The 24,378-nt window shown below is 39.6% G+C and carries 27 protein-coding genes, 8 tRNA genes and 1 riboswitch; of the genes, 11 read left to right on the top strand and 24 right to left on the bottom strand.

The genetic code is table 11. From position 1 onward, the window contains the following. Position 1: 1 nt before the first annotated feature. Positions 2–84, bottom strand: a riboswitch (ZMP/ZTP riboswitch). Between the two features lie 190 nt (positions 85–274). The 8 genes from SJY16_RS09135 to SJY16_RS09100 form a co-directional block, all read right to left on the bottom strand. Continuing rightward, positions 275–348: transfer RNA gene (locus tag SJY16_RS09135), tRNA-Arg, on the bottom strand. Positions 349–432: 84 nt separating this feature from the next. Continuing rightward, positions 433–506 (bottom strand) — tRNA-Gly (locus tag SJY16_RS09130). 4 nt (positions 507–510) lie between these two features. Further along, positions 511–585 (bottom strand) — tRNA-Gln (locus SJY16_RS09125). 3 nt (positions 586–588) lie between these two features. Next, positions 589–673: transfer RNA gene (locus SJY16_RS09120), tRNA-Tyr, on the bottom strand. Between the two features lie 14 nt (positions 674–687). Beyond that, positions 688–764: transfer RNA gene (locus SJY16_RS09115), tRNA-Met, on the bottom strand. A 12-nt stretch (positions 765–776) separates the two neighbouring features. Continuing rightward, positions 777–853, bottom strand: a tRNA-Pro gene (locus SJY16_RS09110). Between the two features lie 22 nt (positions 854–875). Next, a tRNA-Arg gene (locus SJY16_RS09105) sits at positions 876–952 on the bottom strand. Positions 953–958: 6 nt separating this feature from the next. Then, positions 959–1,043 (bottom strand) — tRNA-Leu (locus SJY16_RS09100). A gap of 141 nt (positions 1,044–1,184) precedes the next feature. Between SJY16_RS09100 and kynU the strand changes: the two genes are divergently transcribed. The 7 genes from kynU (at position 1,185) to SJY16_RS09065 (ending at position 6,357) form a co-directional block, all read left to right on the top strand. Continuing rightward, a complete protein-coding gene (gene kynU, locus SJY16_RS09095; RefSeq protein ID WP_377888850.1) occupies positions 1,185–2,486 on the top strand; it encodes a kynureninase in 1,302 nt (433 codons plus the stop codon). A 64-nt stretch (positions 2,487–2,550) separates the two neighbouring features. Then, positions 2,551–2,736, top strand: coding sequence for a hypothetical protein (locus SJY16_RS09090; protein ID WP_377888849.1), 186 nt, complete (start codon positions 2,551–2,553; stop codon positions 2,734–2,736). Between the two features lie 13 nt (positions 2,737–2,749). Beyond that, positions 2,750–3,004 (top strand): spore coat protein, encoded by a 255-nt coding sequence (locus SJY16_RS09085; protein ID WP_377888848.1) that lies wholly within the window; start codon positions 2,750–2,752, stop codon positions 3,002–3,004. Between the two features lie 140 nt (positions 3,005–3,144). Further along, complete coding sequence (locus SJY16_RS09080; RefSeq protein ID WP_377888847.1) at positions 3,145–4,527, top strand: alanine/glycine:cation symporter family protein; 1,383 nt, start codon at positions 3,145–3,147, stop codon at positions 4,525–4,527. 104 nt (positions 4,528–4,631) lie between these two features. Then, complete coding sequence (locus SJY16_RS09075; protein ID WP_377888846.1) at positions 4,632–4,790, top strand: YjcZ family sporulation protein; 159 nt, start codon at positions 4,632–4,634, stop codon at positions 4,788–4,790. A 96-nt stretch (positions 4,791–4,886) separates the two neighbouring features. Further along, the gene (locus tag SJY16_RS09070) at positions 4,887–5,429 is read left to right on the top strand and encodes a 5' nucleotidase, NT5C type (protein WP_377888845.1); all 543 of its coding nucleotides are present in this window, start codon (positions 4,887–4,889) and stop codon (positions 5,427–5,429) included. A 10-nt stretch (positions 5,430–5,439) separates the two neighbouring features. Further along, on the top strand, positions 5,440–6,357 hold the full coding sequence (locus SJY16_RS09065; RefSeq protein ID WP_377888844.1) for an NAD(P)/FAD-dependent oxidoreductase: 918 nt from the start codon (positions 5,440–5,442) through the stop codon (positions 6,355–6,357). A 40-nt stretch (positions 6,358–6,397) separates the two neighbouring features. Here SJY16_RS09065 and SJY16_RS09060 read toward each other — a convergent pair whose 3' ends face one another. Then, positions 6,398–7,603, bottom strand: coding sequence for a D-alanyl-D-alanine carboxypeptidase family protein (locus tag SJY16_RS09060; RefSeq protein ID WP_377888843.1), 1,206 nt, complete (start codon positions 7,601–7,603; stop codon positions 6,398–6,400). Between the two features lie 183 nt (positions 7,604–7,786). After that, positions 7,787–7,951, bottom strand: a complete 165-nt coding sequence (locus SJY16_RS09055; RefSeq protein WP_377888842.1) for a hypothetical protein — start codon at positions 7,949–7,951, stop codon at positions 7,787–7,789. Positions 7,952–8,119: 168 nt separating this feature from the next. Between SJY16_RS09055 and SJY16_RS09050 the strand changes: the two genes are divergently transcribed. Beyond that, complete coding sequence (locus tag SJY16_RS09050) at positions 8,120–8,323, top strand: alpha/beta-type small acid-soluble spore protein (RefSeq protein ID WP_270179009.1); 204 nt, start codon at positions 8,120–8,122, stop codon at positions 8,321–8,323. A 49-nt stretch (positions 8,324–8,372) separates the two neighbouring features. Here SJY16_RS09050 and SJY16_RS09045 read toward each other — a convergent pair whose 3' ends face one another. The 5 genes from SJY16_RS09045 to SJY16_RS09025 form a co-directional block, all read right to left on the bottom strand. Then, positions 8,373–8,876: a hypothetical protein gene (locus SJY16_RS09045; protein WP_377888841.1), complete on the bottom strand. Its 504-nt coding sequence runs from the start codon at positions 8,874–8,876 to the stop codon at positions 8,373–8,375. Positions 8,877–8,928: 52 nt separating this feature from the next. Continuing rightward, positions 8,929–9,180, bottom strand: a complete 252-nt coding sequence (locus SJY16_RS09040) for a DNA alkylation repair protein (RefSeq protein ID WP_377888840.1) — start codon at positions 9,178–9,180, stop codon at positions 8,929–8,931. A 102-nt stretch (positions 9,181–9,282) separates the two neighbouring features. Beyond that, positions 9,283–9,642 (bottom strand): YppE family protein, encoded by a 360-nt coding sequence (locus tag SJY16_RS09035; RefSeq protein ID WP_377888839.1) that lies wholly within the window; start codon positions 9,640–9,642, stop codon positions 9,283–9,285. Between the two features lie 116 nt (positions 9,643–9,758). Further along, the gene (locus SJY16_RS09030) at positions 9,759–10,265 is read right to left on the bottom strand and encodes a MerR family transcriptional regulator (RefSeq protein ID WP_377888838.1); all 507 of its coding nucleotides are present in this window, start codon (positions 10,263–10,265) and stop codon (positions 9,759–9,761) included. 339 nt (positions 10,266–10,604) lie between these two features. Further along, positions 10,605–11,570: a DUF2515 family protein gene (locus SJY16_RS09025; RefSeq protein WP_377888837.1), complete on the bottom strand. Its 966-nt coding sequence runs from the start codon at positions 11,568–11,570 to the stop codon at positions 10,605–10,607. A gap of 94 nt (positions 11,571–11,664) precedes the next feature. Between SJY16_RS09025 and recU the strand changes: the two genes are divergently transcribed. From recU to SJY16_RS09010, 3 genes are all read left to right on the top strand, one after another. Further along, complete coding sequence (gene recU / locus SJY16_RS09020) at positions 11,665–12,273, top strand: Holliday junction resolvase RecU (RefSeq protein WP_377888836.1); 609 nt, start codon at positions 11,665–11,667, stop codon at positions 12,271–12,273. A gap of 75 nt (positions 12,274–12,348) precedes the next feature. Then, positions 12,349–13,338: a transglycosylase domain-containing protein gene (locus SJY16_RS09015; RefSeq protein ID WP_377888835.1), complete on the top strand. Its 990-nt coding sequence runs from the start codon at positions 12,349–12,351 to the stop codon at positions 13,336–13,338. A 48-nt stretch (positions 13,339–13,386) separates the two neighbouring features. Beyond that, positions 13,387–15,012: a penicillin-binding transpeptidase domain-containing protein gene (locus tag SJY16_RS09010; RefSeq protein ID WP_377888834.1), complete on the top strand. Its 1,626-nt coding sequence runs from the start codon at positions 13,387–13,389 to the stop codon at positions 15,010–15,012. 20 nt (positions 15,013–15,032) lie between these two features. On the opposite strand, the gene SJY16_RS09005 is transcribed toward SJY16_RS09010, so the two are convergent. The 9 genes from SJY16_RS09005 to dinG all read right to left on the bottom strand — a co-directional run bounded on the left by SJY16_RS09005 (position 15,033) and on the right by dinG (position 24,340). Then, on the bottom strand, positions 15,033–15,539 hold the full coding sequence (locus tag SJY16_RS09005; RefSeq protein WP_377888833.1) for a YpoC family protein: 507 nt from the start codon (positions 15,537–15,539) through the stop codon (positions 15,033–15,035). Continuing rightward, on the bottom strand, positions 15,529–16,188 hold the full coding sequence (gene nth / locus SJY16_RS09000; RefSeq protein ID WP_377888832.1) for an endonuclease III: 660 nt from the start codon (positions 16,186–16,188) through the stop codon (positions 15,529–15,531). Before nth ends, SJY16_RS09005 begins: the two co-directional genes overlap by 11 nt. 66 nt (positions 16,189–16,254) lie before the next feature. Beyond that, positions 16,255–16,968 carry a DnaD domain-containing protein gene (locus SJY16_RS08995; protein ID WP_377888831.1) on the bottom strand — a complete coding sequence of 238 codons (714 nt, stop codon included), beginning with the start codon at positions 16,966–16,968 and terminating at the stop codon, positions 16,255–16,257. A 173-nt stretch (positions 16,969–17,141) separates the two neighbouring features. Continuing rightward, entirely contained in the window at positions 17,142–18,434 is a 1,293-nt protein-coding gene (gene asnS / locus SJY16_RS08990; RefSeq protein WP_377888830.1) for an asparagine--tRNA ligase, read from the bottom strand. Positions 18,435–18,550: 116 nt separating this feature from the next. Then, positions 18,551–19,744 carry a pyridoxal phosphate-dependent aminotransferase gene (locus SJY16_RS08985; RefSeq protein ID WP_377888829.1) on the bottom strand — a complete coding sequence of 398 codons (1,194 nt, stop codon included), beginning with the start codon at positions 19,742–19,744 and terminating at the stop codon, positions 18,551–18,553. A 24-nt stretch (positions 19,745–19,768) separates the two neighbouring features. After that, the gene (locus SJY16_RS08980; RefSeq protein WP_377888828.1) at positions 19,769–20,254 is read right to left on the bottom strand and encodes a cell wall elongation regulator TseB-like domain-containing protein; all 486 of its coding nucleotides are present in this window, start codon (positions 20,252–20,254) and stop codon (positions 19,769–19,771) included. A gap of 13 nt (positions 20,255–20,267) precedes the next feature. Beyond that, positions 20,268–20,438 carry a YpmA family protein gene (locus SJY16_RS08975; RefSeq protein ID WP_224877917.1) on the bottom strand — a complete coding sequence of 57 codons (171 nt, stop codon included), beginning with the start codon at positions 20,436–20,438 and terminating at the stop codon, positions 20,268–20,270. A gap of 230 nt (positions 20,439–20,668) precedes the next feature. After that, positions 20,669–21,502 (bottom strand): ComEC/Rec2 family competence protein, encoded by an 834-nt coding sequence (locus SJY16_RS08970; RefSeq protein ID WP_377888827.1) that lies wholly within the window; start codon positions 21,500–21,502, stop codon positions 20,669–20,671. Positions 21,503–21,544: 42 nt separating this feature from the next. Beyond that, positions 21,545–24,340, bottom strand: coding sequence for an ATP-dependent DNA helicase DinG (gene dinG / locus SJY16_RS08965; RefSeq protein WP_377888826.1), 2,796 nt, complete (start codon positions 24,338–24,340; stop codon positions 21,545–21,547). Between the last annotated feature and the right edge of the window lie 38 nt (positions 24,341–24,378).

Genomic DNA, 24,378 nt, shown 5'->3' with positions numbered 1-24,378 from the left:
ATTTCTTCGCCCAGACGACCGGCTTCATTCATTACAGCTCCCTTGTGGTTATTTCCACATCTGTCGTCAGTTACTGCAATAAGGTTTCTACGGATATAGTAGCATATCAGGTTTGAAAATCAAGTGAAAACCTCACAAACACCTTTAAACATTAATAATATCAAAGGTAATTCTCACAATGTTCGTATTTTTGGTTTTTTATAAATTTTCATCTTTTTATCATTATTATAAACAAAACCTCTGAACAGTTAAACCGTTCAGAGGTTTTGAGGTATGCGCCTTAGAGGATTCGAACCTCTGACCCACAGCTTAGAAGGCTGTTGCTCTATCCTGCTGAGCTAAAGGCGCATGGTAGTATAAGTGATACAATAACTGAAAGTTAGTATACCATGTTTTTCCGAGATGGAAAAGACTCAAAATAAATTTATGTATTGGAGCGGGTGATGGGGATCGAACCCACGACATCAGCTTGGAAGGCTGAGGTTTTACCACTAAACTACACCCGCAAAATGGCTGGGCTAGCTGGATTCGAACCAGCGCATGACGGAATCAAAATCCGTTGCCTTACCGCTTGGCTATAGCCCAAAATGGTGGAGGGGGACGGATTCGAACCGCCGAACCCTGAGGGAGCGGATTTACAGTCCGCCGCGTTTAGCCACTTCGCTACCCCTCCACTATTTAATTATATGGTAGCGGCGGAGGGGATCGAACCCCCGACCTCACGGGTATGAACCGTACGCTCTAGCCAGCTGAGCTACACCGCCACTGATGTGTGATGGTCGGGAAGACAGGATTTGAACCTGCGACCCCTTGGTCCCAAACCAAGTGCTCTGCCAAGCTGAGCTACTTCCCGATAGTATCACTAAATTATGTATTGGTGCGCCCGAGAGGAGTCGAACCCCTAACCTTCTGATCCGTAGTCAGACGCTCTATCCAATTGAGCTACGGGCGCAAATATTGGTGCGGGTGAAGGGACTCGAACCCCCACGTCGTAAGACACTAGATCCTAAGTCTAGCGCGTCTGCCAATTCCGCCACACCCGCATGTGGTCTCTTTCGTTTCGGCGACAATTTATATAATAACACCGCTGCTTAATCTAAGTCAATCATTATCCTGAAAAAATTTCATATTTTTTTAACACGTTATGGAAGCGTTGACATTCTCTCATTCTTTACCATACGATTATGGTATTAAAGGAGCTGAGTAAATTGAGTGTACCACAGTCCATTTATTATGCAAAAGAATTAGATAGTAACGATCCACTTGACCGGTTCAAAACTGAGTTTTACATACCTGAGCATTCCATTTATATGGACGGTAATTCGCTCGGTCTTCTCTCTAAAAGAGCTGAATCTGCTCTTCTACAATCTATGGAAGATTGGAAGACTCATGGAATAAACGGTTGGACAGATGCAAAGCAACCATGGTTCTATATGGCAGAAGAGCTCGGGAAGATGACTGCCCCACTCATCGGAGCAAAAGAGGAAGAAACCATTACAACTGGATCGATCACCACTAACCTCCATCAGATGCTATCCACCTTCTATAAGCCGAATGGTACTAAAACAAAGATACTGGCTGATTCACTCACCTTCCCTTCAGATATATATGCAATTAAAGCTCAACTGGATTTACATGGCCTCCAACCTAAAGAACACCTTATTCAAGTAACTAGTTCGGATGGTCGCACAATTAATGAGGACGATATTATAAATGAGATGACAAATGAGGTTTCCTTAGTCCTCCTCCCTTCTGTTCTTTATCGTAGCGGTCAGTTACTCGACATCAAAAAAATAACAAAAGCAGCACATGAGAAAAATATAATAATTGGTTTTGATCTTGCTCATTCGATCGGTGTTGTTCCACACGAACTCCACAACTGGGGTGTTGACTTCGCTGTTTGGTGTACATACAAATATTTAAACAGCGGTCCTGGGGGAGTGGGTGGTCTTTTTGTACACGAAAAACACCTCGGTCTTAAACCCGGACTTGCAGGCTGGTTTGGTTCAAAGAAAGATGTGCAATTTGATATGAGTCATGACCTTGAACATGCCCAATCAGCTGGTGCTTTCCAAATCGGAACACCGCATATCTTTAGTATGTCTACGTTAAATGGTTCACTTGAGATATTTTCTGAAGCAGGTATCCATCAAATTCGCGAAAAATCTTTAAAGCTTACGAGATACCTAATGGAATTAACTAGCCTGAAACTACATCACTATGGGTTCACTATAGCTAACCCTGATGAAGACCTTAGGCGTGGTGGACACGTTTGCCTGGAACACCCTGAGGCAGCGAGAATTTGTAAAGCGTTGAAGAACAATGGCGTGATTCCAGATTTCCGATCACCTAACGTCATTCGGTTAGCCCCAATCGCACTGTATACCTCATTTGAGGATGTATGGAATGTTGTGCAAACACTCGAAGAAATAATGGATTCAAAAGAGTATGAGCAGTTCACGAACCATCGGAACATCATTGCCTAAGACGCGTATAAAAACCCCCTTATCATTCAATATTAAGAAGGATTGAATTTAAGGAGGGAATCTCATGGAGCAATTGAATGAATTGGAATTGCAAAACCTTCGTCACATGATCGGCGGCCATGACACACTCGCAAACAAACTTGATACGTATGCAGAAACATGTACATGTCCACAGTTAAAACAGATGCTACAACAAGATGCTCAAGATGCAAGAAACACAAAACAACAACTTATGTCTTTTTTAGGTTAAGGAGGATTAGGTGATGAATGAAAAGGATATGGTAAACGATTATTTGTCAGCTCTTAATGGTAGCTTGAGCAATTATGGAAGTGTTATTTCACAATGCGATAATGAACAGCTTAGACAAGCACTTCAACAAATAAGAAATACAGATGAACAAAGACAATACAGTCTTTATCAATATGCAAAACAAAAAGGCTATTATCAGCCAGCAGCACCTGCCGATATGCAGGAAGTTCAACACGTAAAGAATCAGCTAAATGGCCCTCAACAATGAAATTCCTCCATATTACCTAACAGCCGGAAAAAACCGGCTGTTTTTTTATGTCTTTTCACTCATTTTTACTATTAGCGTTTCAGGTTCCCTATTTATGGATATTTAGGTTATACAGTATATACTTAGGGAGCGATGTGACAATGGAGACTATCTTAAATACCATCAGCGATTTCTCAGGCTTTATCTGGGGATATCCGATGATGATTCTACTGTTAGGTGGAGGGCTCTTCTTAACTATTAGATTAGGGTTCTTTCAAATCCTTTTCTTTCCCCACGCACTAAAACATACGATTGGAAAGATATTTGAAAAAGAAAAAGGCGATGGAACGATTTCACCTTTTCAAGCTTTCACATCTGCACTTGCATCGACCGCTGGCGCTACAAATATTGTCGGTGTGCCAGTTGCGATAGCTTTTGGTGGCCCTGGTGCAATCTTTTGGATGTGGGTCGTTGCGATCATCGGTATGTCAACAAAGTACTCTGAAATCGTCTTGGGTATCAAGTATAGAGAGAAAAATAAAGAAGGTGTCTTTGTTGGCGGACCCATGTATTACATACGTAAAGGATTGAATTGGAAGTTCGCATCATGGCTATTTGCATTTGGACTTATGATCGAAATCATCCCAGGTGTTATGGTTCAAACGAATTCTATATCTACATTAACGGAAGGTTCCTTTGGCCTTCCAACATGGTTAACAGGAATCATCCTCATGGTGCTGATTACAATCGTGGTATTTGGAGGAATAAAAAGAATTGGGTCTGTTGCAGAAAAGATCGTACCATTTATGATCCTTACATATATTGGCGGCGCAATAGGCGTTATGGTCATTAATATTGATCAGTTCCCTGAGGTAATGAAGCTTATCTTTGTTCACGCCTTTCAACCGATTTCTGCAGCTGGTGGCTTTGCCGGAGCTGGATTTGCAGCAGCGGTTCGTTGGGGCCTTGCCCGAGGCCTGTATTCAAATGAAGCCGGGATGGGTACAGCTTCAATCGCACACTCAGCAGCAAGCACACCCCACCCGAGTCGCCAAGGGTTATGGGGAATATTCAGCGTCTTTGTTGATACGATTATACTTTGTACAGTGACAGCCTTTACAGTTCTTGTATCTGGGGCGTGGAAAGATGTGAAACCTTCTAACGCTTCTGACATGGTTTCTGACGCTTTTGCTGGTTTAATGGGCGATACATGGGGGCCGATATTTGTTTCATCGCTACTACTCATTTTTGTTGTTAGTACGATCGGTGTTCTCATCTTTTATGGAGAAAAACAAGCGGAATACTTATATGGTTCAAAGGCTTCTAAAGCGATGAGGGTCGTTTATATAGCTGCCGTATTTGTAGGCGCTATTGGAGGTCTTCAATTTGTTTGGGAATTAGTAGACATTACGCTAGCTCTATTCGTTATTCCAAATGTCATCGCAATCCTATTCTTAAGTAAAGAAGTGAAAGACTTGACCGACGACTACAAACATAATTTCTTAAAGCAGTCGCGTAGTAAAGATAATAGCTTCAGTGGATAAGCCCTTTCACAAAAAACTGCCCGCCCTTCCGCTCTTGCCTATATCATTTATAGACGAATACATATAGTGATAGAGTAAGAGTACGTCTAAGGGGGAGCACAATCATGAAATACGGAAATGCACCATATGCAAATGAGCCATATAACCCGGTAGGTGGAGCAAACATGCCCTATTATGGGTGTAATACAGGCAATAGCTTCGCGTTAATCGTTGTTTTATTTCTTTTACTCATCATCGTAGGTGCTGCATTTGTAAAGTGTTAGGTAACGAAGACAGGAACTTCCCGTTCCTGTCTTTTTTATATAAATTGTAAGGTGTTCAAATGACTGATATGATTATTTTGAAAGAGGTATAAGGAAGTGAAGGATTTGAAAACGTTATTGATCGATATGGATTCAGTGATTTGTGATTTAATGACTGAATGGCACAAACGATATAATGAGGATTACAAAGATAATCTGAATGTAGAGAAACTCCATTGTTGGAGGTCAGAAGACTATGTAAAGGAAGAGTGCGGCGCCAAAATATATGAGTATTTGGATGAACCAGGCCTTTTTCAATCTTTATCACCTCTCCCAAACGCTATTGAGGTACTAGAAAGATTGTCAGAAGACTACGAACTCTTGATTGTTACTAGCAGTCGTACATATGCCTACACAGAAAAGGAGTTATGGGTTGAAAAACACCTTCCCTTTATAGGAAAGCGAAACCTAATTTTCACCCATCGCAAAGACATGATTCGAGGAGACCTTTTGCTCGATGATGCTCCACACAATCTTGAAGCATTTCGTGATACAGGTAGAATCGCTCTCGCAATGGATTATCCATATAACAAAGATGTCGATGTACCACGCGTGAAAAGCTGGCTTGATTTTGAGAAATGGCTTTCTGTGAGAAAGTGAGGAAAAACAGTTGTTCCACAAAAATGATCTCATCATAATTGGAGGAGGCCCTGCAGGTATTTCTGCAGCAATTTGGGCCAAGCGCTTAGGGTTGAATCATGTATTGTTAGAGTCAAATGAAGAACTTGGAGGGCAATTATTATCAATCAACAATAAGATTGTCGATTATCCAGGTATAGTTTCGGATAACGGACCTTCCCTAAAAAAACAAATGACACATCATGCACAATCGCTTGGATGTGTCATTTATACAGGTATCTCAATTAAGGGAATTGATCTTGAGAACAGAACATTACATACCCATTCTGATACATATTCGTTTAGATCGTTAATAATTGCCACGGGCTCCTCTCCTAAGAAACTGAAGATACCTGGTGAACAGGAAATGATCGACAGTAATGAGGTTTATTCCGCTACTCGAGATCGTGGAAAGTTTAACGGAAAGAACGTTGCCGTTATCGGCGGTGGGGATCGCGCCTTTGAAGGAGCGCTTCTTCTTGCAGAAGCTGGCGCGTCTGTCCAATTGATGCATCGCTCATCATCATTTAAAGCAAGAAAAGAATTTCGTGACCCAGTGTTTGCCCACCCTTCAATCGAAGTGTTAACAGATACTGTCATCACCAAAATCCAAGGCACGGACTACAAGCAATTATCTTATATAAAGAAACAGAGTACATATGAGACATGTGTAGATGGGCTATTCATTAGAATCGGAGTTGAGCCAAATACAGAGCACTTCATAGAAAGTCTCGAAAGTGATCCAGAAGGCTATCTCATTTGCGATAAAACAGGACAAACCTCTTTCCCATATGTCTTTGCTGCAGGAGATGTTTGTACAAGACCATTATTATCAAGTATTTCATCTGCTGCTGGCCAGGGAATGACAGCTGTCAAACGCTTATCTCTTTTCTTAGAAAATGAAAATTAATCATAAAAAGACTGCAGTAATCACTGCAGTCTTTTTATACTTATGGAAAAGTTCGTGACTTTCGATTGGAAGAAGACCTTTTACTAAAGAAAAGTGCAAGTAAGATAAAAATGAACATTCCTATTCCTATTAACAGAATGGCGACATTTAACCACTCGTTATTTGAAGCATTCTTTTCATCAGCCTTTTTGACAGACGCGACCTCTTCCACCTTTGTTGATGAATCATCTTTAAGAGATTTGCTTGCTAGAAGTGATGAATCCAATATTGAAGTGATCGAACCAATATTCGATTCCATAACCCCTTCTTTTGTTACTGATAACTCAGGTTCTCCATCCGAATTAGTCAATAAAGTCATATCTTTAGATAAAGTGTAATTTGTATCGTCTAGAGTATCAATTTCTGTTCCCTCTTCGTACATCACTGGCGAAAACTCATTGAAACCATAGTTTAACAGCGCGAGAGTATCTTGATATGCAATATTATTATTTTTGGCTTTCATCGTAACAGCTATTAATTCCCGATCATCTTTTGATGCGCTCGTTACAAGAGTAAATCCTGATTTAGAAACATAACCATTTTTCCCACCCGTAACATAATCATAATCCAACAATAGGCGATGGTGATTAATAAGGGTTGTATCCCACTCCTCGCCTTCCCAGTTCATTTCTTTCAAACCGGCAATAGAGCGATACTCCTCATTTCTCATTGCATATTGGGTAATCTTCGCCATGTCTTTTGCAGTTGTTACGTGATTTTCATTGAATAACCCATGAGGATTAGTAAAATGACTATCCTGAAGGTTTAATTCGTTCTTTGCAAATGCATTCATCTCTGCTGCAAAAGCTTCTACACTCCCGCTTAAATGCTCCGCAATCGCAACAGCTGCATCGTTACCTGAATTGATCATCATTCCTTTCACGAGCTTTTCTAAGGGTACTGTTTCCCCCTCAGCTAAATAAACTCTCGTCCCATCTACTTCTCGTGCTCGGCTACTAACTTTGACGGGTTCATTTAAGTTCCCTGATTCAATAGCAAGTATTGCTGTTAAAATCTTTGTGATGCTAGCTGGATACATTTCTTGACTGCTGTTTTTCTCGTATAGAATCTGACCGGTTTTACCGTCGATCAGTACTGCCGACTCACTTTCTATGTTTGGTTCTTCCGCTAAGATAGACTGCGGAAAAACACTAACGGTAATAAAATAAACGGCGAAAATCATTAACCACTTGTGTTTTGCGACCATAGGAGCTCCTCTTTCTTTAAAATGGTATTAAAAAGAGTTCGTACACTAATTCAATCCACTGTCTAGTACAATAGACTCACCTATACCATTATAAAAGAAACGAATGACCAGGAACAACAATTATTATGCTAAAAATTTTATATTAAAATAATCGTAATAAAATAAAAGCCGCATCGGCGACCTTTATGAAACATTAGAGAGTTTCCATTGTTCATAGATCTCTTGAGGAGCAGTCCAACAAAGCCAGGATACAAGAATCTTATTTTCTTCAGTTAATACGAGCCAATATTCCCATCTTCTTTTTTCAAGGTTTTGATAGATACCCGATTTTTTCACGAAGCGATCCATGTTTACCCCTCCAATATACTTTTGCCATTCTAACAAGTACTATTCGACCCACGCTTGTCAAATCCTTTGAATATTCTAAATATTCATTTCAGGCCCATTATCTACCAGATTGTTGGTGAATAAGGTATATACCCTTTGTACATGATAAGGAGCAAGGAGGTGTACAACATGGCAAATAACAATAGCTCAAATAACTTGGTAGTCCCTGGTGTACAACAAGCTTTAGATTCAATGAAGTATGAAATTGCAAGAGAATTTGGCGTACAGCTTGGTCCAGACTCCACTTCTCGTTCTAACGGATCTGTTGGAGGAGAAATTACGAAGCGCCTTGTCCAAATGGCTGAACAGCAACTTGGCGGCGGAAAGTACTAAGATTAACTAAAAAGTATGGATAGTTAAAGGCGGATGCTCTCCGCCTTTTTCATGTTAGATCGGCTAATTCATTTGCAGTACGAATTGTATAATCAACGATTGTTGTAAGATCACTTATTTGGTCTTCATTGATTTGGCGATTAAACTCAAGTTCGATCTTATTCATAATCGTTGATTCTTGTCGGTATTTATAGGATAACGTTTGACTCACATATGGACGATCGCCCCAAATTTTCTTTATTAGATTGTAAATCTCATCACATATTCCTTTATCTCGAACAGCCATCTCAAAACTTAGCTTTAATTCGCATCCAGGCTGTATATTTTCTAGCTGTAGCTGCTCAGCACTAAAACTCTCAAGACTTGCATGAAGGTTTATCGTACTTGATACCTTCGAATTCTCTTCAAAGGCAACGACATAAGTCCTTGAAAGGGTGGCTAGATCAACGAGATCACTTCGATTAGTAATTGTAATCTCACCGTCTAGATCTCGATCGTATAACTCACCTTCAAGGACAACTTTAACATTTTCATATATTGTTGGATCAAACATTTCTCAACCTCCCAGTCTCCCTACTATATCATGAACTGGGAATGGAAAAAGGCTAGGAACCCCTTGGATGTGAACGGGCAAATTGAATAAACGTTTCTTCATCTGCGATCTCACCGCATGTTGCACATTGTATTCGATAGTCTGGTCCTCGATATTCCATATGAAAAGGATCCATTTCCCCTTCACCCATAATAGACATTACTTCACCTGATTCTGGGTCCATCTTAATTGAAGTAACCTTTTGCTCTAGCTTGTTAAACCTCGATCGATTTGTTTTACATCTAGGACATAAGTATGCTGTCATCTCGTCACTCCTTTTTCAATAGTATTTATGAAAAAAGGAAAACTATACAATTATTACAGTATGTGAAATTTTTAAATATGAAATAAGAAAAACAGATGAACCTTATTCATCTGTTTGCTCAACGATCTTTTCAAGAACATATTCGATTGATTGAACTCTCTCATTAAATTTCTTAGGCCCTGTATCCTTTTGCCAGGCAACGACAGAAACCATTTCAAGATTTTCATACGTATTTTTTATTTGTATGGGGTACAAGTATTTGGGTTTATTCTCGATAACCCACGCTTTCGCCAACGGCTCCCATTCTTTTAATAAAGATAACGCACGGTCTGCGAATGGTTTTACTTCACCATAAAAGTCCACCTCATATGTATCAAGCTGAGTGCGATTTACGTACTGCACTCGCGCTTCCTCTGTTATTTCCATCAATTGTTTGGTTAACAAAATTAACTTCTCATTCATGACAGTCACTCCCATCTCATCCATCCTAACACAAATTGACCGGTTCAATCACAAACAAAAAACCTTATATCCAACGTGGACATAAGGCCAGCATAATGATTTAGCTTCCATTACTATTAGAAACTAAACAAACTCATGATCCAGGGACGCTTTACTTTTCCTGTTGACTGGCCTACTGCTTCCTGAATGGATGTATGCTCTTCTAACTCCATTAATTTTTCTTCTATACGAGTGACTTTTTTCACTAATTCATCCAGCTCAGCGCGGTGTTGCAGGACTTGTACAGTAATCACTTCGTTTGCTTTTTCTTCTAACTGTCTTTCAAGTTGCTCAAGTCTAACAGAGAAACGATCAAGTCGTTGTTCAAATTTCTCTTGCGATACAACTTTAGTGACAGGCTTTTTCGGCTGTTGATCTGAATCCGTCATCTTGATTTCCTCCATTGATTGACCGCTACGTAACTCTTCCTGAATGTGCTTCAGCTTCGAGATCGATTCATCGCTGAATAAAAAATGACCTAGTTCATTCTTTTCACAATCTAAATTAAAGAATTTCACCCATCTTTGAACAGTAGTAGGATTCACACCAAGTTCATCAGATACCTGCTTCGTTTTTAACAACATGAAATCCCATCCTTTCGCTCATTTTAGGCTTCAGCCTGTTTTGTAATTGTATAATTCGTCTTATGAACACCAACGCCTTCTTCAATGACAAAACTAGAAGAGTTTCGCCAAAGGTAGTGTTTTCCTGATAAAGGGAAACTTTTTCGACAGACAAAGGAATGAATTTGTAACATCTGCTCAAACTATTGACAGGAGGTGTAGTGATATGACAAGAAAACGCAAGTTACAAAAACCTGCAAGAAATACACAACCTTCACAAGAAGAAACGAAAACTGGTTATGGAAACAAGAAACTAGAAGGACCAGATCGACCTTCAACATAAAACCCAGGGGATACAAATTATCCCCTGGGTTTAAATATATTCTCAAGCTCTACCCCTACTTTGATCTGACTCCTTTTCTTTTCATACCATTCTGTAAGATCGATCGTACCTGGAAGGTCAACCTCTTTTGATAACATCGATGAGATTTTATTTCTCCCTTTAAACCAATCCACTTTTTCTTTCTGATGATGAGATACAATTGGAAAAGCTTCTCGCAACAACGGTCCTTCTTTGCTTTTTCTCATATACTTTTCATAATCGTACCGGTTACCAGTAGCTGGAGTCTTTATCGCAAATTCATAAAAGTGTGGAAAGAGAGGTGGATGAAACAATAGCTTTGCTAGTTTTTTTCCTAACTCCACTCTTTTCTTCGTATGTCGAAACCCCTTAACAGTTATGCCGTACAATTTTCCATGTCTTGTTGGAAAGAGAACTGTACTAAAATGGAACCACTCCTGCACATTAAAAAGGAAAGAATGAAAAACCTTTTTTTCATAGGCATGATGCAATAACACTGGTCTTTCAATTACATGCTGTTCATTAATAATTAATGCATTCATCAACCGCTCTTCATCTTTACATTCAAAGAACGTCTCCCATTCTTGTTGCATAAAAGGTGATACATTGAATTCCGCCAAGGCTGACATCATTGAGCAATTAGACTGTTTACTTACTTCATATAGTAATAACTGAGGAAAGGCATCCTCGAAAATCGTCCAATTCGCCCGTTCATATGTAAGAAACAACGTTCCAATTTGTTCATCTGATAATAATTTAGCAAACCATTTTCCTCTTAAGTCTCCCATGCTCCACCCCGCGTTTCTTGAAACCATCGATGCTAAGAAAGCCCATTTAATCTCAGGATTGCGCTTAAAAAAATCCTCATAAAATACGGTACGTGAAATATTATCTTTGTTTCCTTTTGCAGTTATTTTCTTCAATTTAATTAGCTCTGTCTTATTTAGCTCCATCTTCTTTTTCAATCTTTTTTTCACCTGCTTGAAACATTTTAGTCGTGCAAGACGTTATAATTAGAGTAGAATGGTTGAAGTAGCTTCTACAGAAAGGATGGTTAGATTGCCGATTCGATATCCGAACGGAAAGCCGTATGTCCCTTCGGCTCAGAATCAGCTTGCAAGTCAGAAACAAAAATCATATAGCAACCGCGGGATGACTCTTGAAGAAGACATTAACAAAAGTAATACTTATTATCTCTCGGTAGGTAAAGCAGTTATTCATAAAAAACCAACACCCGTTCAAATTGTAAATGTTGATTACCCGAAACGAAGTGCCGCCGTTATTAAAGAAGCTTATTTCAAACAAGCTTCCACTACTGATTATAATGGGGTATATAAAGGAAGATATATCGATTTCGAGGCAAAGGAAACGAAAAATAAAACGTCTTTCCCTTTGAATAACTTCCATGAACATCAAATTACTCATATGAAGCAAGTTATTGATCATGATGGAATTTGTTTTATCATTTTACGCTTCTCAACGTCTGATGAAGTTTTCTTCTATGATGCTTCACATCTATTAACGCACTGGGGTGAAATGACAAAGGGTGGTAGAAAGTCGATTAAAAAAGAAGACATCGAACGAAATGGGATTAAAATCCCCTATTCTTTTCAACCACGCATTGACTATATGAAGATTATTGATAAAATGTATTTCAATTATAGCTAGTTTTAACCGCATTCATAAAATAGTGAATGTTATCGAATCCTATAAAGAGTACTGGTTTGAAAGGCAGGAATATGTATGAGTGAATATAACTCTCGTCAAGAACGACGTAAAATGAAAAACCCTAAAGAAAAAGGGAAAAAGAAAAAGGGGAAGAAGGGAACTTTCAAGAAGATACTACTTTCTCTCGTTGTATTGTTTTTGATCGGTATCGCTGTTGGAGGAATTACAGCGATCGCTTACATTAACAATGCCCCTGAATTAGATCCAGATTCGTTAGCGAATCCACAATCTTCAGTAATTCTCGATCGAGACGATGAAGAGGTTCAAACATTAGCAGGAAGTAAATCTAGAGAAGTAGCCAAGATCGATGAGATTCCGGATGTCGTAAAAAACGCTTTCATTTCTGTAGAGGATACGAGATTCTATAAACACTTCGGGATAGATCCTCGTCGTATCGGTGGAGCAGTCCTCGCCAACTTTAAGAATGGTTTCGGCGCAGAAGGTGCAAGTACAATCACACAACAAGTTATTAAAAACTCTCTACTTACTTCAGAAAAATCATTAGAGCGTAAAGTACAAGAAGCTTACCTCTCAATCAAATTAGAACAACAGTACACAAAGGATCAAATCCTTGAAATGTACGTGAACAAAATTTATTTCGGAAATGGTGCATGGGGAGTAGTAGATGCAGCAGAAACTTATTTTGACAAGAACATCACTGAAGATGAATTGACTCCAGGAGAAGCAGCATTGCTTGCTGGGCTACCTCAACGTCCCACAGCATATGACCCATTTGACCATCCTGAAGTGGCAGAAGAACGTAGAAACACTGTTCTTAGCTTGATGAAGAAACAAGGCGTGATCACAGCTGAAGAAGCTAAGAAATATAGTGCAATCAAAGTAAGTGATATGGTCGTTCAAAGTAATAAAGACAAAACAGGTGAGCAATACAAAGTATTTATCGATCGTGTTGTTAAAGAATTACAGGAGAGAAAAGATATATCTGAGAAAGATATTTACTCTGGCGGTTTAACAATTCACACGACATTAGATACGAACGCTTAAGAAATTACGAACGATGTTATTTCTAACTATAATTACACAAATAAATATATGAGGTCAGGTCTAGTCCTACTCGATACGAAGACAGGCTCTGTTCGTGCGATCGGAGAAACGCGTAAAGATGAAAGTGTCATTCCGTATGCAACAACGGACAATCTTCAAACAGGATCGACCGCGAAGCCGATCATCTCATATGGCCCTGCTATAGAAAATATGCAGTGGTCAACAGGTAGATCGATTAAGGATGAAAAACTAGAAATTGATGGTCGACCCATAAGGAACTGGGACCGTAAATATCGTGGACAAGTATCTATGAGAAAAGCGCTAGAGTGGTCTTACAACGTACCTGCAGTCAATACATTTACTGAAGTTGGCAAAGGTCCTGCTAAGGAATTCGCTAATAACCTTGGACTTGGACTTAAGGACGAGAATATGGTACCAACAGCTGCTATCGGAACATTTGGCTCTTCTCCACTCGAAATGGCTGGTGCATATGCTGCATTTGGTAACAATGGGAATTTCAACAAACCACACACGGTACGAAAAGTTGTATTTCCAGACGGCCGAGAAATTAACCTCGAGCCTGAATCAGTCAAAGCGATGAACGACTACACAGCTTATATGGTTACAGACATGCTGAAAACCGTTGTGAAAAGCGGTACTGGTACTGATGCGAAAATATCTGGCTTACCTCTAGCAGGGAAAACAGGTACGACGAACCATCCTCAAGATGTAGTTGAATCTAAAGGGTTCCCTACTTCTGGTATCACACGAGATGCTTGGTTCGCTGGTTATACAACTGAGTATTCCATGGCAGTTTGGACTGGGTTCAACTCTCCTAATAGCCATTACCTTGATTCTGGTAAAGGTGAAGATGATGCATCTAAGATCATCTTTAAAGAGATTATGAGTAGAGTATCAGAAGGAATCAATACAGCAGACTTCAAAAAACCAGACTCTGTAGTCGAAATCGGTGTGGAAAAAGAAACAGGCTTATTACCAAGCGATTACACACCTAAAGACAAAATCGTTTATGAACTATTCGTGAAAGGTCATACGCCAGATAAGACATCTGATAAATATCAGCAGCCTGAAGGTGTGAAAGACTTATCTGCTCAATATGACGAAGCTTCTAAAAGCATTTCACTATCTTGGAAGCCCGGTGGCGATAAAAAGTACACATATAAAGTAGAAATGAGTGTGGATGGTGGAGAGTACGCTACCATTTCAGAATCAAGCAATACTGCTCTTTCTGTGGATAATGTATCTCCAGGAAGTGAATTTAAATTTAAGGTAACAGCGATCGTTTCAGATACAGGAGTTACTTCTAAGCCAGCTGAAACATCAGTCAAAGTTCCTGCTTCTGAAGAGCCTGAACCTGAAACAGAAGAAAATGAAGAAACTGATCAGGACGGTCAAGGTGAAGGAAACGATAATCAAGGCGATGGAAGCAATGAAGGAAATGGCCAGGGTAACTCTAACGATGGCAATGATGGCTCAGGCAATGACGAATCCGGTAACGACGGTTCCGGTAATGGTCAGGGAAATGGCAATCAAGGCAATGACGGAAGCGGTAGTGGAAATAACGGGGGGCAAGGAAATGGAAGTGAAGGCACAAAGCCTGAAGAAAATAACGAAGACTCCTCTCTTACCGATTTAATGCCTGACAATAATTGATAACTAAAAGCCAATCGGATTTATTCCGATTGGCTTTTTTTCATGGCTTCATTTCTCATCCACTTTTTATGAAGTTCATTGACAAGCTCACGTAACTGTACAAAAGATGTGTAATGATCATAGTGATCGATCACATACTGCAATCGTTCTTTCCCATTAATTGGGGCGATTTCAATACTTGCAAATCTTTCTTGCCACACACCAGCTAGAGCCATTTTTTCATTTAACCAGAACAAAGTTTCCATAAAATAACCAATTTGATAAACCATTTCAATACTAGCTTCTTCTTTATTCCTGCTAGAAAACAGCTTACCTATGTGCCCCTCCACTTCATTCCATCGTTCAAAATATTCTTTGATAAAGGGTTCTGGCGAATGCCATGGATTGCTATTTTTAGTATGACTTGCTCGTAATTCGTAATAGAATGGTTTGCGTTTACTACTTTTCAAAAACTCTTCATGCCAATTGGATTCATCAAAAAATAAAGAATGCATGAGTTCTCTCGGGATCACTTCTTTATTTTCCATTTCGCACCCGTTTCATTCGTTTTTGCCCTTCTCTACATAGATCTAACAACGGACAAATCTCACACTTAGGTGACTGCGCCCTACAATGGTATCTTCCAAAGAAAATAAATCGGTGATGAGAGACGGACCATTCCTCTTTAGGTATTTTCCTCATCAGCGTTTTTTCCACTTCAAGTACGGAATCTTTCCACCTGCAAATTCCAAGTCGTTTACTTACTCTCTCCACATGAGTATCAACTGCGATTGCAGGTAATTCAAAGGCAACAGAAGCAATCACGTTTGCCGTTTTTCGCCCCACGCCAGGTAATGACATGAGCTCATCCCGATCTTGTGGAAGCTCTCCACCATATTCTTCTATGACCATACGGGCAAGCTTCTTAATATTTTTTGCTTTGTTTCTAAAAAGACCTATCCTTCTAATGTCGTTTTCTAATTCCTCTATAGGAACATTTAAATAATCCTCAGGCTTTTTGTATTTTTCAAAAAGGCCAGGCGTTACTTTATTCACTAGTGCATCCGTACACTGAGCAGAGAGAACAACCGCGATGGTCAGTTCAAATGGTGTAGAATGATGAAGCTCACAGTGTGCATCAGGAAACATTTCTTGCATTGAATCTAATACAGTTCGAATCTGTGGTTTTGTTAACAACAGTAGCCCTCCTTCCATTAACGTAAAAAAAACGGGAGATTAACCCCCGTTTCACCACCTTACTACCTATTTACCGAGCCAATTATAAATCGGAGCACTCGAGTTTGTTGTGTTCTCAGATTTAGGTGATGGTGTTTTTTTATCATATTGACGTTTTCTGAATTTCTCTCCGTAAGCTCTTGCTTGATCGATAGTTTGGATATTATTTCGCTTCCATTCGAACAAAATACGATCAATATATCTGAAGTTTAGCTTGCCTGCAAGTACTGACTCTTTTAATGCCGCTTTGATAAGTTCTGGTTCATGTTTATCTCCATCAATCCACATACCGAGTGTTTCACATTCGATCGGAGAAAGAGGTCGCGCAAATTCACGTTCAAAAAGGGTATATAAACTCTCTTCATTCTGTGCATTTTTTTCAGCTTTTGTTTCAGCTTCTTGCTGCTCTAACTTCGTAAAAATTCGTTCCCAAAGTGGGAGTAGCGAATAGGCTTCGGAATAATAGCCTTTTACTTCATCACGATGTTCATCAATTGTTAAAACGCCTTTTTGCATGAGCTGTTGTATTTTATCCATGCACGTTTGAGGTGTATACGTCATTTCTGACGCAAGCTCCTCAGGAGTTGGAAATGAATTACCGTGCTCTATAAAACCATGCAACTTGATTAAAAAGAAGCAGTCTTCCTCATGAAGTCCTACTGTAGCATAATGGTTTAATAATAGCCTCGGTATTGAAACATGTCCTCCGTTTAACAATTGAATTATATGTTCTTTCTTCATCCCATCCACCTCTACCTTTCATTATAGCATGCCGGCATTTTGTGATGGGGAGAAAACCATCGATTGATCGTTTTCAATGTTTCCCTTTAAACCAATATAAAAAAATACGGCAATCTTCTCATATAAAGACGCTCCCTTCACTATGAAAGAAGCGCCCAAGCATTGTTAGTTTATCACGGATACAATCTGTTTAAAAGTCTAGGGAACGGAATGGTTTCACGAACGTGCTCGACGCCAGAAAGCCATGCAACTGTTCTCTCTAGTCCTAGTCCAAAGCCAGAATGTGGAACAGATCCGTATTTACGTAGTTCTAGATACCATTTATAAGCTTCGTCAGTTAAACCATGCTCTTCATAACGCTTTTCCATAAGAGCAAGATCATCGATCCGCTGACTTCCACCGATAATCTCTCCATATCCTTCAGGAGCAATCAAGTCTGCACAAAGAACGACTTCTTCACGTTCTGGATGAGGCTTCATATAGAATGCTTTAATGTCCTTAGGATAGTTCGTAATGAAGACCGGCTTCTCAAAGCTTTCTGCGATAGCCGTTTCATGAGGTGCACCGAAGTCTTCTCCCCATTCGATATCAGTAAATCCTTTTTCCTTCAATAACGTAATTGCATCATCATAAGAAATACGAGGGAAAGGAGCCTGAATCGCTTCAAGCTTCGCTACATCGCGTCCTAGTGTCTTTAACTCGATCTGGCAATTCTCAAGCACAGACTTCACAAGGAAGCTTACAAATTGTTCTTGAACTTCAAGGCTTTCCTCGTGGTCCATGAATGCCATTTCTGGTTCGATCATCCAAAATTCAATAAGGTGACGACGTGTTTTTGACTTTTCTGCTCTGAACGTTGGTCCAAATGAAAAAACTCTTCCAAAAGCCATAGCGGCTGCTTCCATGTACAGTTGACCACTTTGAGAAAGATAAGCATCTTCTTCAAAATACTTCGTGTGGAACAGGTCAGTTGTACCTTCCGCTGAGCTCCCTGTCAGAATAGGAGGGTCAATTTTCACGAAATCATTCTCATTGTAGAATTGGTAAGTTGCACGAATGATTTCATTACGAATACGTAGAATCGCGTTTTGACGTTGAGAACGGATCCAGAGGTGACGATTGTCCATAAGAAACTCTGTTCCGTGTTCTTTCGGAGTGATCGGGTAATCGACCGCTTCGTGAATTAATTCAATATCCGTAACGGTTAATTCATAACCTGATTGTGAACGATCGTCTTCTCTAACAGTTCCTGTAACCCAAACAGATGATTCTTGCGTAAGTCCCTTTGCTGCTTCCCACGCTTCTTCTGTTACTTCCTTCTTCACCATGACTCCTTGAATAAATCCTGTACCGTCTCGAAGCTGTAAGAACTGAATCTTACCGCTAGAGCGCTTATTATGTAGCCATGCTCCTATCGTTACGGTTTGTTCGACTTTTTTATTTACGTTTGAAATCGTCGTTTTCACTGCTTAATTCCCTCCAACTTATATAGAAACGTGCGGGCCATACACTTCATTATAAATAGCCCCTTTTTCTTAATCACTTAGTATTATACCTGTCCACTCTTGCTTGAACAACATGCTTAAACTGCTGACGTTTGTTTAGATGTTACAAATCGTTCAATTCGCGTTATCGCCTCAAGGATCACATCTAGAGAAGTCGCATACGAAAGACGAACATTGTCTGGTGACCCGAACCCTGATCCAGGCACTAGCGCAACCTTTTCTTCTTCTAACAAACCTTTAACAAACGCATCTACTGTATCGAAGCCAGTCGTTTTCGCGGCTTCTTTCGCATTTGGGAAAAGATAAAATGCACCTTTTGGCTTCACACATGTAAAACCAGGAATCTCACTCAAACGCTGATGTACAATATTTAGCCTCTCTTCAAATGCCTTATTCATCGTCTCAACAGGTTCCTGAGTTCCTTCGTAAGCTGCAAGTGCTGCATATTGAGAGATAGATGTTGGATTTGATGTTGAATGGCTCGCTAGGTTCGTCATTGCTTTAATGATTTTTTTATTCCCTGTTGCGTACCCTATTCTCCAACCTGTCATCGAATGAGATTTTGATACCCCATTGATCACGACTGTTTGCTCTTTCAACTCATCTGAAAGTTGAGCGATCGATGTGTGTTTCTCACCCTCATAAACAAGCTTCTCATAAATTTCATCAGAAATAATGAGAATATTATTTTCGAGACAGAAAGCTCCGATTTTCTCCAGCTCTTCTTGAGTATAGATGGATCCTGTTGGATTAGAAGGAGAATTGATCACGATCGCTTGCGTCTTTGATGTAACAACTTCATTGAGTTGTTCAACAGACACCTTAAACTCGTTTTCTTCCTTACCTTCAACATATACAGGTTTACCACCTGCTAATTTTACTTGTTCAGGGTAGCTCACCCAATATGGCGTTGGTATGATTACTTCATCACCTTCATCAAGGATAACTTGAAAAAGGGTATACAAAGCGTGCTTAGCTCCTGTACACACAATCACTTCTTCAGGTGTATACGCTATGTTCTGGTCTTTCTCGAATTTATTGATGATACTTTTCTTAAGGGGAAGAATTCCACCTGATGGCGTATATTTCGTTAGTCCATCTTTCATTGCATTTTCAGCAGCTAAAAGAATATGATCTGGTGTATTAAAATCAGGCTCACCAGCTCCAAGACCAATCACATCGTGACCTTCTTCTTTCAATGCTTTTGCTTTAGCTGTAATTTCTAGTGTGGCAGAAGGCGTAAGTGCCGCCACTCTGTTAGATAGTTTCATCCCACTCTTCCTCCTTCGTATTCCTTAACTTTGTTTAATGCTTCTTGAGCGCCAGTATTCACCGTTACTGAAATAATAGTAGGCAAACGTATATCGGTCATTTTCATCCACAAACGTTGCTTCCCATACGAGTACTTCTTTTCCCTCTTGATTAACTTCGATTCCAGGCTTAATACTAATGATTTTTGATGGCGAAAATCGTTCGGTTAAATTAGACTTTACAACGTTTGAAGTGACACCTTCATCTGCTTTTTTTGTAACAGTAGAGCCCTTTTTTTCAGGGACCCAGCTATATACGTCATCTTCGTCTTTATCTTTCCCTTTGAACACCACATAAGCACCATTTGTACCATGGTAGTGGATGGTTTCATCCACTTTATTTAATCCTGCAACCTGTTTAGCTTTCTCTTCTAGCTGATCAGGGCTTTCATTTATAGAATGATAAAAGGAGAAAGCCTGCCAAATCCCTACACCAAAAACTAAAACTAATATAATCCCCAAAATTCGCATACGAACACCCTATTTATGTACGATATATAGTAAAGACCATTTTTTCCTGATCCTCTTCATCAAGGGCCAGACCAAACATTAAATCCCTTTCTTTCAACGTTCGATTTAACGCGTCTACGATTTTGTAAATATCAAGGGATTTTGTTACTTTTACTGTCGATAATACTTCGATATTACTCTCCACTCGTGTCATCTCCCTATTTAGTTTGGATATTCCATCAACGCAAATATTTGCTACTTATAGTTTGGATTCTTCGTGACAAACTATAAGTACCGCAAAAGCGGGAACGGTGCAAACCGTAATACTCGCCCCACTATCCAACAATTGCCTGCGTTTGACGCAGGCTTTTATGTTTTACATAACAACCTTACCTTATTTTTAAATAAGTTCGTGGTTTTTGCAATACTTATTCTTCAATGCCCTGGTGGCGTCGACTTGGTTGGGATGGTGATCACATCATACCCATCCTCTTGCATCCGAATTGTAACACTACCTATTCGATATGGATAATATACCTCAGTCCAATTTTCACTGAGGCGTTCGAGAACAGACTCACTTATGTCTATTTTCTTGTGACGAAAGATGACGGCCATTTGAGGATTGATCGCATGCAAGAACTGAGAAGTTGTTCCTACATCACTACCAAAGTTCGCAACTTTCAATACTTCAGCGGTTTTTCCAGAATTCACAATTTCTTCTTCAAGCTCTCGATCAGTCTCACCCATCACCAATAAGTCTTGACTACCTAAGGATAGCATAAATGTTGCTACTCCTGCCTTAGATATATGAAGGATATCGATCGCTGCACCTTCAACAATTTCAATCGACTCATTTACCTTTAAATTACTCACCTTGGTTTGCGAAGGTATTTTCTGTATCAACGATTCCACAAGCCGCTTAGGTGCAATGATCTCTTTCACATTGAAATAACGAAGTAAAGAATTGATATTCCCAGAATAAGCTTCATCAGCATTTGTTAACCAAATTTCATTTATTTCCTTTACCTGGTAAATTTGCAACCGTTCGATCAACTCTTTTTCAGATGAAGAACTACCGGTGTTTATTAACACGTTTCCACCTATCGGATCCTGGACTAGAATAGCTTCCCCTATTGATAAGTCGAAGAATGTAATCGCAATTTCTTGATTTTCTAAATTTAGATCTACTGATTGTATAGGTGCGTTTGAACTACCTGTATTGATCGATAGAACGAAGAGTAAAAAGGTTACTATCATCATTTTTTTCATCACACTACCACCCCTAAAAGTAGTGTGTGAAGAAACCTTTATTTATAACCAGAGATCAAGTTCGTCCACAAGTTCATCAACATCTCCCTTAAGCATAGGGACATCAGGTAATGACTTTACAAACAAGCTCCCATACCGTGTAGAAACGATTCTTTTATCAAAGACAAAAACCGCTCCTCTGTCTTTTTGAGACCTAACAAGACGACCAAATCCTTGCTTAAATCTTATGATCGCCTCAGGTAAAGAAAGCTCCATAAAGGGGTTACCTCCAGCATGCTTTAGCTTCTCAGACCTTGCTTGAAAAACCGGGTTATCAGGCGGAGAAAAAGGCAGACGAACGATAACAAGACAGCTGAGATCTTCCCCAGGTATATCGACACCTTCCCAGAAGCTACTCGTACCAAATAAAATCGCATCATCGCTTTCTTTAAAGTTCTTCGTTAATCGTACACGACTCCCACTGTCTACTCCCTGGCTTATCAAGGTTAAGTCATCATCCTTCATGAGCTCTTTCATTTTTAAATGAGCTTTTCGAAGCATATCATAGGACGTAAATAAAACGAGCATTCTTCCCCTTGTAACCCTCGCAATTTTCAATATTGCTTCGGTGATATGATCGACGAACTGATGGTCAGATACATCTTTAATCATAGGTAGGTTTGTCGGAATCATTAACCTAGCTTGTTCAGAATAATTGAACGGAGACTCATATCGAAACGTATTGGGCCCATATTCTTCTAGTCCAAGTCGTTTGATAATGAAATCGAAAGAATTACGGACTGTCAATGTTGCAGAGGTAAGAAGAATGCTTTTCTTTTTCCCGAAATATTCTTCCGATAACAACTCGCCAACTTCTACAGGTCGACTGAAAAGAAACGCTGAATTAATCGCACCTTTCGGATCAATCTCTACCCACTTTACGTCATTCGATTTGTCTTGCAACAATAAATAGTCAATTTTGGCTAGCTCTTCTAGAACTGATGCATGTAACCCTTTAAAATCTGCCCCAGCATTAATTTGCTCACGTGATAATTCTTCCTCATTCAAGTCCAATTCCTTTTCGATCTTTATTAATAACTTATCTAGATCTTTTAAATAAAAAACAAGTCTATGAGCTGCTTCTTGAATGGCATCCCATGACGTGCCGTTTTCTTCGGCTAGTCGGTAACTTAATCGGCCAATTTCATTTGATCGATTGATATTCTTCTGAACGTACCGATGCAACATTCTGAAAAGCTCATCAAGATCTGACAAAATGGTTTTTACATACGTTTCAATTTCCGTTGTAATTTCATGTACTTCAACACCAACGTCTTTTAGAATACCAATCGTTTTGCCATACAGACCATCTCCATCTTTCAATCCCATCCTTACAAACCCTTGCAAGATGGAAAAATAGTCTGTTTTCACTCCAAAGAACTCAGTTGCAATATCTTCTAGATGATGAGCCTCGTCGATGATTGCCTGCTGATACGCTGGTAAAAGCTGATGGTCGTTGATCAAATCACTAAACAAGAGTGCATGGTTCGTTATTATGAGGTCAGCACTCATAGCAAGACGCTTTCGACGATGGTAAAAGTCCCGAGAAAACCACGGGGAGCGGTGATTTGCTGATACGGTTGCATCACTTTTCACTTGCTGCCAGAAAAGTTTACCTCCACTTGAAAGGTTAAGCTCTTCCACATCACCATACTCTGTTTCAAGTAGCCACACTAATATCTGGGCTTTCGTTAAAATGGTGTCATAATTGTTATCTTCAAATTGAAATAACTGTTGTTCAAACCTCGTCATATCGAGATAATTGCTTCTACCTTTTAGAACTGTTGCTTCAAAATCATATGGTAAAATTTCTTTTAAAAACGGTATGTCACGCTGAAGTAATTGCTCTTGTAGCTGGATGGTATGTGTGCTTACGACGACTGGTTTACGTGTGTTCTTTGCATGTGCAACTCCAGGCAATAGGTAACCTAATGACTTCCCAATCCCCGTTCCAGCTTCTATCAATACATGATGGTTCGACTCAAAAGCATCCGCAACACTTCTCATCATGTCATTCTGCCCATCTCGTGTTTCATACCCTGGAATGATATTGGCCATGGTAGTATCCAGGTTTTGCTGAATCGTTTGAAATGGAATCACTTCTTTTAATGGTTCAGCTTCTTTTGCTTCCGCTTGTATCTTTAACGCTATATCGCGAAAGATTTCAAAATCCCCTTCAGGTTCAATAGATTTTTCTTTCGTTTTCACTAACTCCTGAAGGATGGTTTCCAAGTCACTAAATAGCCTCGGACTCAGCTCTGCTAACTGCTTCAACGTCACGATAGGCAGGGACTCAAGCTTATTGAATAAATACTGAAGTAATTCACCCGTAACCTCGGCATCACTATCTGCCTGATGTGGATTATTATGCTCAATAGCAAGATAATCGGCTAACCATGATAATTTATAAGCTTCTGCTTGAGGAAGAAAGATCCTTGCAAGCTCTACAGTATCGAGAACAGGTCCTGAAAATGGTTCATACCCGCTCTCATCAAGCTCCGCATTCATAAAGTTCAAATCAAACCTTACATTATGCGCAACAAAATAAGCGCCATCCAGTCGTTTTAGTAGCTCTGGAGCTACTTCCTCAAAAAGTGGAGCATCTTTTAGATCTTCGTCAGTAATTCCTGTTAATTGTTGAATAAATGCTGGCAATGGCTGTTCAGGATTAACAAAAGATGAGTACCGATCTACAATCTCATCCTCTTCAATAACAACCAAACCAATTTGTATGATTCGGTCTCCATTTTTTGGAGAATTTCCCGTCGTTTCAAAATCTATAACTGTATAGCGGTTCATTCGTTTCACTCCAGTTGCTTTAAACCTTACTCTCACCT

The sequence above is a fragment of the Alkalihalobacillus sp. R86527 genome (genome assembly GCF_042466185.1).
Lineage (GTDB): Bacteria > Bacillota > Bacilli > Bacillales > Guptibacillaceae > Guptibacillus.
This window is presented reverse-complemented; position numbering and strand designations above follow the sequence as displayed.

Coding starts and splice junctions, on each gene's coding strand:
- kynU (WP_377888850.1), top strand. CDS start 1,185: ATGGTATTAAAGGAGCTGAGTAAATTGAGTGTACCACAGTCCATTTAT.
- SJY16_RS09090 (WP_377888849.1), top strand. CDS start 2,551: ATGGAGCAATTGAATGAATTGGAATTGCAAAACCTTCGTCACATGATC.
- SJY16_RS09085 (WP_377888848.1), top strand. CDS start 2,750: ATGAATGAAAAGGATATGGTAAACGATTATTTGTCAGCTCTTAATGGT.
- SJY16_RS09080 (WP_377888847.1), top strand. CDS start 3,145: ATGGAGACTATCTTAAATACCATCAGCGATTTCTCAGGCTTTATCTGG.
- SJY16_RS09075 (WP_377888846.1), top strand. CDS start 4,632: ATGAAATACGGAAATGCACCATATGCAAATGAGCCATATAACCCGGTA.
- SJY16_RS09060 (WP_377888843.1), bottom strand. CDS start 7,603: ATGGTCGCAAAACACAAGTGGTTAATGATTTTCGCCGTTTATTTTATT.
- SJY16_RS09055 (WP_377888842.1), bottom strand. CDS start 7,951: ATGGATCGCTTCGTGAAAAAATCGGGTATCTATCAAAACCTTGAAAAA.
- SJY16_RS09050 (WP_270179009.1), top strand. CDS start 8,120: ATGGCAAATAACAATAGCTCAAATAACTTGGTAGTCCCTGGTGTACAA.
- SJY16_RS09045 (WP_377888841.1), bottom strand. CDS start 8,876: ATGTTTGATCCAACAATATATGAAAATGTTAAAGTTGTCCTTGAAGGT.
- SJY16_RS09040 (WP_377888840.1), bottom strand. CDS start 9,180: ATGACAGCATACTTATGTCCTAGATGTAAAACAAATCGATCGAGGTTT.
- SJY16_RS09035 (WP_377888839.1), bottom strand. CDS start 9,642: ATGAATGAGAAGTTAATTTTGTTAACCAAACAATTGATGGAAATAACA.
- SJY16_RS09030 (WP_377888838.1), bottom strand. CDS start 10,265: ATGTTGTTAAAAACGAAGCAGGTATCTGATGAACTTGGTGTGAATCCT.
- SJY16_RS09015 (WP_377888835.1), top strand. CDS start 12,349: ATGAGTGAATATAACTCTCGTCAAGAACGACGTAAAATGAAAAACCCT.
- SJY16_RS09010 (WP_377888834.1), top strand. CDS start 13,387: ATGAGGTCAGGTCTAGTCCTACTCGATACGAAGACAGGCTCTGTTCGT.
- SJY16_RS09005 (WP_377888833.1), bottom strand. CDS start 15,539: ATGGAAAATAAAGAAGTGATCCCGAGAGAACTCATGCATTCTTTATTT.
- SJY16_RS08995 (WP_377888831.1), bottom strand. CDS start 16,968: ATGAAGAAAGAACATATAATTCAATTGTTAAACGGAGGACATGTTTCA.
- SJY16_RS08985 (WP_377888829.1), bottom strand. CDS start 19,744: ATGAAACTATCTAACAGAGTGGCGGCACTTACGCCTTCTGCCACACTA.
- SJY16_RS08980 (WP_377888828.1), bottom strand. CDS start 20,254: ATGCGAATTTTGGGGATTATATTAGTTTTAGTTTTTGGTGTAGGGATT.
- SJY16_RS08970 (WP_377888827.1), bottom strand. CDS start 21,502: ATGAAAAAAATGATGATAGTAACCTTTTTACTCTTCGTTCTATCGATC.
- dinG (WP_377888826.1), bottom strand. CDS start 24,340: ATGAACCGCTATACAGTTATAGATTTTGAAACGACGGGAAATTCTCCA.